General features: G+C 69.7%; 10 protein-coding genes. 6 read left to right on the forward strand and 4 right to left on the reverse strand.

The features are described 5' to 3' along the window. Nucleotides 1–29 precede the first annotated feature (29 nt). The 5 genes from KBX08_RS01730 to KBX08_RS01750 all read left to right on the forward strand — a co-directional run bounded on the left by KBX08_RS01730 (nucleotide 30) and on the right by KBX08_RS01750 (nucleotide 5,920). Nucleotides 30–1,691, forward strand: coding sequence for an ABC transporter substrate-binding protein (locus KBX08_RS01730; protein ID WP_210780748.1), 1,662 nt, complete (start codon nucleotides 30–32; stop codon nucleotides 1,689–1,691). 85 nt (nucleotides 1,692–1,776) lie between these two features. Beyond that, a complete protein-coding gene (locus KBX08_RS01735) occupies nucleotides 1,777–2,781 on the forward strand; it encodes an ABC transporter permease (RefSeq protein WP_124776655.1) in 1,005 nt (334 codons plus the stop codon). Continuing rightward, nucleotides 2,778–3,740 (forward strand): ABC transporter permease, encoded by a 963-nt coding sequence (locus KBX08_RS01740; RefSeq protein WP_210780749.1) that lies wholly within the window; start codon nucleotides 2,778–2,780, stop codon nucleotides 3,738–3,740. Before KBX08_RS01735 ends, KBX08_RS01740 begins: the two co-directional genes overlap by 4 nt. 66 nt (nucleotides 3,741–3,806) lie before the next feature. Next, complete coding sequence (locus KBX08_RS01745; protein WP_112588584.1) at nucleotides 3,807–4,820, forward strand: ABC transporter ATP-binding protein; 1,014 nt, start codon at nucleotides 3,807–3,809, stop codon at nucleotides 4,818–4,820. Continuing rightward, nucleotides 4,817–5,920 (forward strand): ABC transporter ATP-binding protein, encoded by a 1,104-nt coding sequence (locus KBX08_RS01750; RefSeq protein WP_210780750.1) that lies wholly within the window; start codon nucleotides 4,817–4,819, stop codon nucleotides 5,918–5,920. Before KBX08_RS01745 ends, KBX08_RS01750 begins: the two co-directional genes overlap by 4 nt. 24 nt (nucleotides 5,921–5,944) lie before the next feature. Here KBX08_RS01750 and KBX08_RS01755 read toward each other — a convergent pair whose 3' ends face one another. Next, entirely contained in the window at nucleotides 5,945–6,334 is a 390-nt protein-coding gene (locus tag KBX08_RS01755; RefSeq protein ID WP_210780920.1) for a hypothetical protein, read from the reverse strand. Next, nucleotides 6,310–6,966, reverse strand: coding sequence for an HNH endonuclease family protein (locus KBX08_RS01760; protein ID WP_210780751.1), 657 nt, complete (start codon nucleotides 6,964–6,966; stop codon nucleotides 6,310–6,312). Before KBX08_RS01760 ends, KBX08_RS01755 begins: the two co-directional genes overlap by 25 nt. Nucleotides 6,967–7,073: 107 nt before the next feature. Here KBX08_RS01760 and KBX08_RS01765 point away from each other — a divergent pair, with 107 nt between their 5' ends. Continuing rightward, nucleotides 7,074–8,567 (forward strand): MFS transporter, encoded by a 1,494-nt coding sequence (locus tag KBX08_RS01765; RefSeq protein WP_210780752.1) that lies wholly within the window; start codon nucleotides 7,074–7,076, stop codon nucleotides 8,565–8,567. Between the two features lie 29 nt (nucleotides 8,568–8,596). Here the strand turns inward: KBX08_RS01765 and leuA are convergent, their stop codons facing one another. Both leuA and KBX08_RS01775 read right to left on the reverse strand, forming a co-directional pair. Beyond that, the gene (gene leuA, locus KBX08_RS01770; protein WP_210780753.1) at nucleotides 8,597–10,348 is read right to left on the reverse strand and encodes a 2-isopropylmalate synthase; all 1,752 of its coding nucleotides are present in this window, start codon (nucleotides 10,346–10,348) and stop codon (nucleotides 8,597–8,599) included. A 237-nt stretch (nucleotides 10,349–10,585) separates the two neighbouring features. Beyond that, entirely contained in the window at nucleotides 10,586–11,857 is a 1,272-nt protein-coding gene (locus tag KBX08_RS01775; RefSeq protein WP_210780754.1) for an MFS transporter, read from the reverse strand. Between the last annotated feature and the right edge of the window lie 28 nt (nucleotides 11,858–11,885).

Consider the following 11,885-nt stretch of genomic DNA (forward strand, 5'->3'; position numbering starts at 1 on the left):
CGTACCCCCAAGGACGAGGTGAAGCACACATGCGTGCACCCAGGCCGAAGGCCGCGATCGCGGCCATCGCGGTCGCGGCCCTCGCGGTAGCAGGCTGCGCCGAGAGCAACCGCGACGACAATTCCGGCGGTAGCAAGAAGGACACCCTCGTCTTCGGCGTCGCCGGAGACCCGAAGGTGCTCGACCCGAGCTTCGCCAGCGACGGTGAGTCGCTGCGCGTGGCGCGTCAGGTCTTCGAGACCCTGGTCCGACCGGAGGAGGGTGGCACGAAGGTCACCCCCGGCCTGGCCGAGTCCTGGACCCCGGACGCCACCGGCACCACCTGGACCTTCAAGCTCCGCTCGGGCGTGAAGTTCCACGACGGCACCGACTTCAACGCCGAGGCCGTCTGCGTCAACTTCAACCGCTGGTACAACGCCAAGGGCCTCATGCAGAGCCCGGACGTGACCGCGTACTGGCAGGACGTCATGGGCGGCTTCGCCAAGAACGAGAACGCGGATCTCCCGCCGAGTCTCTTCAAGTCCTGCGCCGCCAAGGACGCCACCACTGTGGACCTGGCCTTCACCCGGGTCTCCAGCAAGATCCCGGCCGCGCTGATGCTCCCCTCGTTCTCCATCCACAGCCCGAAGGCGCTGCAGGAGTTCGACGCGAGCAACGTCGCGGGCACCGCCGAGGACATCAAGTACCCGTCGTACGCGACGGAGCACCCGACCGGCACCGGACCGTTCAAGTTCAAGACCTGGGACGTCGCGAACAAGACGCTGACCCTGGAGCGCAACGAGGACTACTCGGGCGCCAAGGCCAAGCTGAAGACCCTCATCTTCAAGACGATCTCGGATGAGAACGCCCGCAAGCAGGCGCTGCGCTCCGGTGACATCCAGGGCTACGACCTGGTTGGCCCGGCCGACGTCGAGCCGCTGAAGAGCGAGGGCTTCAACATGCTCACGCGCCCGGCGTTCAACGTGCTCTACCTGGCGATGAACCAGAAGGGCAACCCGAAGCTCGCCGACATCCGCGTCCGGCAGGCCATCGCGTACGCCCTGAACCGTCAGCAGCTGGTCACCTCCAAGCTGCCGCCGGGTGCCAAGGTCGCCGACAACTTCATGCCGGACACCGTCGAGGGCTGGAACGGTGACGTCACGAAGTACACCTACGACCCGGCCAAGGCGAAGGCGCTGCTGGCCGAGGCCGGCGCGTCGAACCTGACGCTGAAGTTCCACTACCCGACCGAGGTCACCCGGCCGTACATGCCGAACCCGAAGGACATCTTCGAGTTGCTCTCGGCGGACCTGAAGGCCGTTGGCATCACCGTCGAGGCGATCCCGCTGAAGTGGAGCCCGGACTACCTGAACGCCACCACCTCGGGTAGCAAGCACGACATCCACTTCCTGGGCTGGACCGGTGACTACGGCGACGCCTACAACTTCATCGGCACCTTCTTCGACCGGCCGAAGGACGAGTGGGGCTTCAACAACAAGGCCCTGTTCGACCAGTTCAAGGACGCGGACGGCACCGCCGACATCGCGGCCCGGACCGAGAAGTACAAGGCCCTGAACAAGTCCGTGATGGACTTCCTGCCCGGTGTGCCGATCTCGCACTCGCCGCCGGCGATCGTGTTCGGCAAGGACGTGACCGGCGTCAAGGCGAGCCCGCTCACCGACGAGCGGTACGCGACCGCCGAGTTCAAGTAAGTCCTGATCTGACGCAGCAAGGAACGCGGGCGGGCGCTGTCGCACAGCGCCCGCCCGCAACCCTCCGCACCCCTTCGAGGCCGCCGTGTTCCGGTTCATCGTCAGGCGCCTGCTTCAGCTGATACCCACGCTGTTCGGGCTCTCCCTCCTGCTCTTCATCTGGCTCCGCCGACTTCCCGGCGGCCCCGAGACCGCCATCCTCGGCGAGCGCGGCACCCCCGAGATGCGGGCCGCGATCCGTCGCAACATGGGGCTCGACGAGCCCATCCTGGTGCAGTACGGCCGTTTCGTACGGCGGATGATCAAGCTCGATCTGGGCACCTCGACCTCCACCAAGCGGGCGGTCACCACGGAGTTCATCGAGCGCTTCCCCGGCACCGTCGAGCTGACCATCACCGCGATGATCATCGCGATCGGCGTCGGCATCCCGCTGGGCTACCTGGCAGCCCGGCGTCGCGGCCGTTTCCTTGACCACGCGTCAGTGGGCGGCTCGCTGATCGGCATCTGCATCCCGGTCTTCTTCCTGGGCTACGTGCTCAAAGCGATCTTCTCGGAAAACCTGCACTGGTTCCCGTCCAGCGGCCGGCAGGACCCGACGCTCGGGGCGACCCGGGTCACCAACTTCTTCGTCCTCGACGGGTTGATGACCCGTGAGTGGGACGCCGCCGCCGACGCCCTCTGGCATCTGGTGTTGCCCAGCATCGCGCTGGCCAGCATCCCGCTGGCGATCATCGTCCGGATCACCCGGGCGAGCGTGCTGGAGGTGCTGAACGAGGACTTCGTACGGACCGCCGAGGCGAAGGGCCTGACCGAGCAGACGGTTCGTCGCCGGCACGTCCTGCGCAACGCCATGCTGCCGGTCGCCACCTCGATCGGTCTGCTCGCTGGCGGCCTGCTCTCCGGCGCGGTGCTGACCGAGACCGTCTTCGCCTTCAGCGGCATCGGAGCGTTCGTCGCCGAGGCCATCGGCCAACGCGACTATCCGGTGCTGATGGGCTTCATCCTGATCATCGCGGTGGTGTACGTGCTGGTGAACCTCCTGGTCGATCTCTCCTACAGCTTCATCGACCCGAGGGTGAGGGTGCGATGACACTCAGCCCAGGCAAGAAGCGCGAAAAGATCGACAGGCTCGCCGAGCTGGCAGCCCGTGACGACGAGCGGGGCGTCAGCCTCTGGCAGGAGGCGTTCCGCCGGCTGCGCGGTAACCCGGCCGCGATCGTCGGCGCGGTCATCCTGGCGCTCTTCGTGCTGGTCGCTGTGGTCGGCCCGTTCCTCGTGCCGTACGCGGCGACTGACACGATCGGCATCCGGGAAGGGCTGATCAAGCCGGGTGTCATTCCCGGCCCGACCGGCGATCACTGGTTCGGTTACGACCACCAGGGCCGAGACGAGTTCAGCCGGATGATCGTGGGGGCCCGTCAGACCCTGCTGGTCGGCGTGGTCTCCACCCTGATCGGTCTGGCGGTGGGCGCGCTGATCGGTGGCGTCTCCGGTGCCGCCGCCGGCCTCGGTGGCCGGTGGGGGCGGTGGATCGACACCACCCTGATGCGCTTCATCGACATGCTGCTGGCGATGCCGAGCCTGCTGCTGGCGGTGAGCATCGCCGCTCTGCTCGGGGCCAGCCTGACCACCGTGATGATCGCTGTCGGTGTGGTCTCGGTGCCGGTGTTCGCCCGGCTGCTGCGCGGCTCGATGATCTCCCAGGCCAACAGCGACTACGTGCTGGCGGCGACCTCGCTCGGCGTCAAGAAGTCGAAGATCGCGCTGACCCACGTGGTGCCGAACTCGCTCGCCCCGGTGATCGTGCAGGCCACGCTGACCCTGGCCACCGCGATCATCGAGGCTGCGGCGCTCTCCTTCCTCGGCCTCGGCAACCCGGACACCGCCGTACCGGAGTGGGGGGTCATGCTCGCCGACGCGCAGCAGTACCTCGGCATCCGGCCGTCACTGGCGATCTACCCGGCCGTCGCGATCATCATCACCGCGCTCGGCTTCACCCTGCTGGGTGAGGCGATGCGTGAGGCCCTCGACCCGAAGCTGCGGAAGTAGGCCCGGCATGTGTGAAGCGCGAGGAGTGAGCTTGCGAGCCCCGCAGTCGCGAACGGAGGGCCAGTAATGGCACTGCTCGAAGTTGAAGATCTCTCCGTCACGTTCGCCCGCCGCGGTCAACGGGCCGTGCACGCTGTCGACGGGGTGTCCTTCTCGGTCGACGCCGGTGAGGTGGTCGGCCTGGTCGGCGAGTCCGGCTGCGGCAAGAGCGTCACCTCGCTCGCGATCATGGGCCTGTTGCCCAAGCAGCCCGGCCTGCGGGTCGGCGGCAAGGCCGTCTTCGACGGCACCGACCTGCTCCAGCTCGACGACCGGTCGCGGCGGGACATCCGGGGCCGGGACATCGCGATGATCTTCCAGGACCCGCTCTCCTCGCTGAACCCGGTGATCCCGATCGGGTTGCAGGTGACCGAGGTGCTCACCCGGCACCGGGGGATGAAGGGCGAGGCCGCGGCGAAGGAGGCGGCGGCGCTGCTGGATCGGGTCGGCATCCCCGACCCGAAGCGGCGGCTCAAGGAGTACCCGCACCAGCTCTCCGGTGGGATGCGCCAGCGTGCGCTCATCGCGATGGCGGTGGCCTGCCAGCCTCGGTTGCTGATCGCCGACGAGCCGACCACCGCGCTGGACGTCACCATCCAGGCCCAGATCCTGGAGCTGCTCAAGGAACTGGTCCGGGACTCCGGCACCGCACTGTTGATGATCACGCACGATCTGGGTGTGGTGGCCGGCATGTGCGACACCGTCAACGTGCTCTACGGCGGCCGGGTGGTGGAGACGGCCCGCCGTCGTCCGCTGTTCCGCCAGCCGCGTCACCCGTACACGGTGGGTCTGCTCGGCTCGGTGCCGCGCCTGGACGCCGGGCGGGGCGAGAAGCTCAACCCGATCCCCGGTTCGGTCCGCGACCTGCTGCCCTGGCCGGACGGATGCGCCTTCGCCCCGCGCTGCGCCCGCCGGATCGACGAGTGTGTGGGTGAGCCGCCGGAGCTGGTGCACGCGCACGACGGACGGAGCTACCGGTGCGTCAACCCGGAGCCGCTGCCGGGCATGGTGCCCGCCCCGCGCGAGGAGGAATCAGCGTGAGTGACAACGACATCCTCGTCGAGGTGCGTGACCTGAAGGTGCACTTCCCGATCAAACGGGGGGTGCTCTTCGACCGGGTGGTCGGCCAGGTGAAGGCCGTCGACGGTGTCGACCTGAGCATCGTGAGGGGCAAGACGTACGGCCTGGTGGGTGAGTCCGGCTGCGGCAAGTCCACGTTGGGTCGGGCGCTGCTCCAGCTCACCCCGCCGACCGCCGGTGAGGTCAGCTTCGACGGCGTCGAGCTGACGACGCTGCCGTCCGGCAAGCTGCGCAGCATGCGTCGCCGGATGCAGATGATCTTCCAGGACCCGATGTCCAGCCTCGACCCCCGGCAGAACGTCGAGTCGATCCTGACCGAGGGCCTGCAGACCCACGGGATCGGCACCGACCGCACCGACCGTCGACGGATCATCGGCGAGACCCTGGACGCGGTCGGGCTGCCGCGCTGGGCGCTGTCCCGCTACCCGCACGAGTTCTCCGGCGGGCAGCGGCAGCGCATCGGCATCGCCCGCGCGCTGGTGCTCGGGCCGGAGCTGATCGTCGCCGACGAGCCGGTCTCGGCGCTCGACGTGTCGATCCAGGCCCAGGTGGTCAACCTGCTGGACGAACTCCAGGACAGCCTGGGGCTGACCTACCTGGTGATCGCGCACGACCTCGCTGTGGTCCGGCACATCTCCGACACTGTCGGCGTCATGTACCTGGGCGCGCTGGTCGAGGAGGCGCCGAGCGACCGGCTCTACACCGAGCCGCTGCACCCGTACACCCGGGCGCTGATGTCGGCGGTGCCGGTGCCGGATCCGGACGTGGAGGACCGCCGGGAGCGGATCCTGCTCGCCGGTGACCTGCCGTCGCCGGCCAACCCGCCGTCCGGCTGCCGCTTCCACACCCGCTGCCCGTGGGCGCAGCCCACCCGCTGCGCCGACGAGCGACCGGTGCTGCGCGACATCGGTGCCAGCCGGGTGGCCTGCCACTGGGCTGAGCAGATCGCCAGCGGCGAACTGCGCCCGCACGGGGTCAGCGCGCAGATCGTCCGACCCGAGGGCGAGGGGGACGCGCCGGGCGTGGTCTCCGCGCCCACCGAGCCGGGCTCGTACGTCTGAGACTGGACGCGGTGCCGGCGCTCGTCAGCCTTCGGGGCGGTTGAGCAGCCCCACCGCGACGCCGTGCACCGCGTCCAGCCCAGCCGGGTCGGCCAGCGTGACCGACGTGCCGGTCACCGTGTACCACTCGTCCGCGTCCTTGTACTGCACCCGCACCGTGACGGTGCCGTCCGCGTACTCGGTGCGCAGCGTCAGGTCACCGGTGACGACGCCGACCTCGTCGGTCATCACGCCGCCGGGGCCGGGCACGATGTCGGTGGTGCGGGCCTGCGGGCCGGCCGCCCCGCCCGAGTCCGCGACCATGCCGGCACCCGGCACGGCGGCGGGGGTCTCGGCGGTGCCGTCCGCTGTCATGCCGGCGGCGGCCGGGCCGCTCTCCCCGGCGGCGGTCACGAATCGCTCCCCACTGAACAGCCCTCCAACATGTCGGTCAGGGCGGCCTTCTCGGCGCTGGTCACCGTCAGCTTCCAGTAGTGCTTGACCGTCACCCAGTCCTGAGCGTATTTGCACCAGTAGGACCGGCTTGCCGGTTTCCACTGGGACGGGTCCTGGTCACCCTTTGCCCGGTTCGACGAGGCGGAAACCGCGAAAAGCTGCGGACGGGTGGTGTCGTTGGCGAAATCGCCGCGCTTCGCGTTGTCCCACTCGTCGGCACCCGAGCGCCACGCGTTGGCCAACGGCACCATGTGGTCGATGTCCACGTCGGAGGGATCCGAGAAGCTGCGACCGTCGTACACGCTCTCCCAGCGCCCACCGACCACGTTGCAGCCGGAGAGCTTCACGTCCTTGCCGTCGCGCTGGAGGATGCTGTCCCGGACATCGCAGTTCTTGCCGGTGTCCCGCCAGTGCGGGAAACGCTCCCGGCTGTAGCCCTTCATCGAGCCGGCGGTAGCGACGGTGAGCTGGCTCAGCTGCTCCGCGGCGTTGCCGCCGTCGCTCGACGGCGGTGTGGTCGGCTCATCCTGCGGGACGCAACCGGCCACGCCGAGCGCCAGCGCCGCGGTGAGCGCGGCCACCGCCGCTCGCGGTCCTGATCTGGTACGCACAGACGACACCTCTCCAGCTTGGGGGCTCCCGGCGATTGCGCACAGTACCCGGGCACGGTTTCGGCGTTTCGTGGCGTCTCCCACATGATGCAAGGCAGATTGGTGGGATGACCGCACCCGTACCGGCGACCGCCCTCCGGATGGGCACCACCGCCGGCCGGGGCACGCTGCTCGCCGCCGTACTCGCCTCTGGCATGGTCTTCCTCGACAGCACCGTCGTCAACGTGGCGCTGCCGAAACTCGGGCAGGACCTCGGCGCGAACGTGGCCGATCTCCAATGGACCATCAACGGCTACCTGCTGATGCTGGCGGCGTTCGTGCTGCTCGGCGGCGCGCTCGGCGACCGCTTCGGCCGGCGACGCATCTTCCTCATCGGCGTGCTCTGGTTCACCGCCGCCTCAGTGCTCTGCGGGCTGGCCCAGGACACCGGCATGCTGATCGCGGCCCGGTTCCTCCAGGGCGCCGGTGGCGCGCTGCTCACACCCGGGTCGCTGTCGGTGCTCCAGGCGAGCTTCCACCCCGACGACCGGGGCCGGGCGATCGGTGCCTGGGCCGGGCTGTCCGGGGTGTCCACAGCGCTGGGCCCGTTCATCGGGGGCTGGCTGATCGACGCGCTCTCCTGGCGTTGGATCTTCTTCCTCAACCTGCCGATCGCCGTGCTGGTGCTGCTGGCCGCCCTGCGCTGGGTGCCGGAGAGCCGCGACGAGAGCGCCTCCCGCACCGAAGGGCGGGGTCGGACCCGACGGCGGTTCGACGTCGCCGGAGCCCTGCTCGGAGCGCTCGCGCTCGCCGGCGTCACGTACGCCCTGATCGACGCGCCGGCCCGCGGGTTCGACTCTGCCGAGGTGCTGATCGCAGCGGTGGTCGGGGTGCTCTCCGCAGTGGCCTTCGTCCTGCTGGAACGGCGGCGTGGCGACGCCGCGATGCTGCCCACCGGGCTGTTCGGCAGCCGACTCTTCTCGGTGCTGAACATCTTCACAGTCGTCGTCTACGCGGCGCTCGGCGGCTTCACCTTCTTCTTCGCCGTCTACCTGCAGAACGTGGTCGGCTGGTCGGCCTTCCGCACCGGCATCGCGTTGCTGCCGATGACACTGCTGCTGTTGGTCGGCTCCGCGCGCGCCGGTGCGCTGTCCGCCCGGATCGGGCCACGGCTGCCGCTGGCCATCGGACCGGTGGTCGCCGCGGTCGGCCTGCTGCTGCTGCGCGGCGTCGGACCGGGCGCGTCGTACTGGCGGGACGTGCTGCCCGGGGTGCTGCTCTTCGGCATCGGGCTGACCCTGGTGGTGGCACCGCTGACCGCGTCGGTGCTGGCCGCCGTGCAGGACCGGTTCTCCGGGGTGGCCAGCGGGTTCAACAACGCCGCGTCCCGCGCCGGCGGCCTGCTCGCGGTGGCGGCGCTGCCGCTGCTCGTCGGGCTCTCCGGCGGCGGGTACGAGCAGAAGGCCGAGCTGACCGACGCGTTCCGGGCCGCGATGGAGTGGTGTGCGGGGCTGCTCGTGGCCGGCGCGCTGCTGGCCCTCGTGCTGGTCCACCGACCGCCCCGGGAAGCCCCGCCGTCCCAGCCCTGCCATTCGCTGCCCGCCGCGACACCCCCGAAGTAGCAAGCCACTCCGGGGGTGTCGCGCTCAGATCAGCGGCGGGCGCGGTTGACGGCGCTGGTGACCGCCTTGATCGACGCGGTCACGATGTTGGCGTCGGTGCCGACACCCCACACCGTCCTGCCGTCCACCTCACACTCCACGTACGCGGCGGCCTGCGCGTCACCACCGGAGGAGAGCGCGTGCTCGTGGTAGTCGAGCACCCGTACGCCCACCCCGACCGACTGGAGCGCGTTGACGTACGCGTCGATCGGGCCGTTGCCGACCGCGGCGAGGGACCGCTGCTCGCCGCCCACACCGACCTGGGCCTCGATCTCGACCTTGCCGTCCACAGTGCCGATCGTGTAGCCGGCCAGCCGAACCGTCGGGTCGGGCTGGTGATCGAGCAGGTAGTGCGTCGCGAAGATCTCCCACATGGCGGCCGGGTCGACCTCGCCGCCGTCGTGATCGGTGACCTGCTGCACCACACCGGAGAACTCGATCTGGAGCCGACGCGGCAGGTCCAGTTGGTGCTCGCTCTTCATGATGTACGCCACGCCGCCCTTGCCGGACTGCGAGTTGACCCGGATGACCGCCTCGTAGGTGCGGCCCAGGTCCTTCGGGTCGATCGGCAGGTACGGCACCGCCCAGGTGTGCTCGTCCACCGGTACGCCGGCCGCCTTCGCGTCGGCGGCGAGAGCGTCGAAGCCCTTCTTGATCGCGTCCTGGTGGGAGCCGGAGAAGGCGGTGTAGACCAGGTCGCCCGCGTACGGGTGGCGCTCGTGCACAGGCAGCTGGTTGCAGTACTCGACGGCTCGCCGGATCTCGTCGATGTTCGAGAAGTCGATCATCGGGTCGATGCCCTGGGAGAAGATGTTGAGCCCCAGGGTCACCAGGTCGACGTTGCCGGTGCGCTCACCGTTGCCGAACAGGCAGCCCTCGATGCGGTCCGCGCCGGCCAGCAGGCCCAGCTCGGCGGCGGCCACGCCGGTGCCCCGGTCGTTGTGCGGGTGCAGGCTCAGCACCACGCTGTCCCGGCGCGGCAGGTGCCTGTGCATCCACTCGATCGAGTCGGCGTACACGTTGGGGGTGGCCATCTCGACGGTGGCCGGCAGGTTGATGATCAGCGGCCGGTCCGGGGTCGGGTCGATCACGTCGATCACCCGGGAGCAGACCTCCAGCGCGTACTCCAGCTCGGTGCCCGTGTACGACTCCGGCGAGTACTCGTAGAAGATCTCCGTGTCCGGGGTGTGGATCTCCGCGTACTTCTGGCAGAGCCGCGCCCCGGTGGTGGCGATGTCGGCGATGCCGTCCCGGTCCAGGCCGAAGACCACCCGCCGCTGGAGGGTGGAGGTCGAGTTGTAGAAGTGCACGATGGCCCGCTTCGCGCCGCGCAGCGACTCGAACGTCCGGTCGATCAGGTGCTCCCGGCACTGCGTGAGCACCTGGATGGTGACGTCGTCCGGGATCATGTCGTCTTCGATGAGCTGCCGGACGAAGTCGAAGTCGGTCTGGCTGGCCGACGGGAAGCCGACCTCGATCTCCTTGTAGCCCATCTGGACCAGCAGCTGGAACATCCGGCGCTTGCGCTCGGGCGACATCGGGTCGATCAGGGCCTGGTTGCCGTCGCGGAGATCCACGGCGCACCAGCGGGGGGCGGCCTCGACGGTGCGGGTGGGCCAGGTGCGGTCCGGCAGTTCGACCCGGAACTGCTCCCGGTACGGCTGGTAGCGGTGGTAGGGCATCCGGCTCGGGCGTTGCCGGGCGATCGGATCGGGTTCGGCGTCGGTGACAGGTTGAGCCATCTCAGAGTGCTCCCTGGAACATGTGGCGTCAGCAGATCGGAAGGTGTCGGCGAGATGCCGGGCGACGGTGCGCGGCGGTGCCGAGAAGAAACTCGGATGTGCTGGACGGCGCGATGCGACTCCGCGACGAGGTGCCGGCCGGTCAGGCCTCGTCGCGGCGGCTAAGGAGGAGCAGCGCCTGCCACATGACCAGGTCACCCTACGTGATGGAACGGGGGGTGGAAAGACAGGTCCGGACTATGGGACCGGGGTCATGGCCGGCTCTGCGGCCTCGGCACCCAGCCTCGGCGTCCGTTGCGCCCAGGCCACCGCGGGCACGATCGCCACCGCCACCAGCACGAAGATCGCTGCCGTCGGTAACCAACCCCACCCGCCGGTGGTCACCCCGAGCGCGGTCAGTCCCGCCGGCGCGATCAGGTACTGGACCTGCACGCCGAGTCCGAGCGCCCCCACGTACGCACCGCGCTGGTCGGCCGGCGGCAGGGTGGCGGTGAGCCCCCAGGCGCCCGCCGACTCGATCAGCTCGGCCAGGATCAGCAGCAACGCGGCGGCTACCAGCACCACCACTGTGAGCGTGCCCCGAGTGACGCCGGAAATCGGCAGGACCAGGCAGAACAGGGCGATCAGCAGTCCACCCCGACGGGAGGCCCGAGCCGCGCCCGCAGCGGTGTCCGCGCCCCGGCTGACGCGCACCTGGAGCAGCACGATCAGGATCGTGTTGAGCAGCACCAGCCCGGCGATCACCGTCTTCGGGGCGTCGGTGTGGGTGAGGATCCACAGCGGCAGGACCGTCAAGTAGAGCACCCCGTGCGCGGTGAGCAGCCCGGACACCACTGACACCGCCATGAACGGCCGGTCCCGGAGCACGGCGAGCCGACTCATCGGCTCCGCCGGTCGGGTCACCTGCGGCAGCCGGGGCAGTCGCCGCACGAAGAGGGCCGTCACGAGGAAAACCGTCGAGATGAACCAGACCATCCCCCGGTACGCCGTGATCGTGTCCACCGCCAGCACCAGGCCGCTGATCACCGCGCCGAGCCCGAAGCCGACGTTCAGCGACGAGCGCTGGTACGCCATCGCCGTGACCCGTTCGGCCGGCGGGAGCGCGTTGATCGAGTAGACCTGCCGGGCCACGCCGACAGCGGCGTCCACCGCGGCCAGCGCCACCACCACGGCGAGGAACCCCACGAAGCCGCCCACGAACGGGTAGGTCGCGAACAGCACCGCGTTCAGCACCAGCCCCACCACCCACACCCGCTGCGGCCCGTACCGGTCGGTGAGCCCACCCAGCGGCACGGTGCCCAACAGCGACACCCCCGCCGCGATGGACAGACCCAACCCGACCTGGGCGGCGCTGAGCCCGAGCGCCCGGGTGAAGAAGACGGCGCTACCGGCGTGGAACAGGCCGCTGCCGACGGCGTAGACCATGGCCTGCACGGCCAGGGCGCGGGTCAGCCCGGCCGGCGGTACGACGTCTCGAACGGCGGTCCGGATGGTTTCTCTGGTCCCCATGTCCGGGGAGTGAATCGGGTCCCCATGA

Source organism: Micromonospora sp. H61 (assembly GCF_018070325.1).
In the GTDB taxonomy this organism is placed as follows: domain Bacteria; phylum Actinomycetota; class Actinomycetes; order Mycobacteriales; family Micromonosporaceae; genus Micromonospora; species Micromonospora salmantinae.

Excerpts from the sequence above, each read along its gene's own strand:
- KBX08_RS01745 (WP_112588584.1), top strand. The coding sequence starts at position 3,807 with ATGGCACTGCTCGAAGTTGAAGATCTCTCCGTCACGTTCGCCCGCCGC.
- leuA (WP_210780753.1), bottom strand. The coding sequence starts at position 10,348 with ATGGCTCAACCTGTCACCGACGCCGAACCCGATCCGATCGCCCGGCAA.
- KBX08_RS01740 (WP_210780749.1), top strand. The coding sequence starts at position 2,778 with ATGACACTCAGCCCAGGCAAGAAGCGCGAAAAGATCGACAGGCTCGCC.
- KBX08_RS01765 (WP_210780752.1), top strand. The coding sequence starts at position 7,074 with ATGACCGCACCCGTACCGGCGACCGCCCTCCGGATGGGCACCACCGCC.
- KBX08_RS01730 (WP_210780748.1), top strand. The coding sequence starts at position 30 with ATGCGTGCACCCAGGCCGAAGGCCGCGATCGCGGCCATCGCGGTCGCG.
- KBX08_RS01775 (WP_210780754.1), bottom strand. The coding sequence starts at position 11,857 with ATGGGGACCAGAGAAACCATCCGGACCGCCGTTCGAGACGTCGTACCG.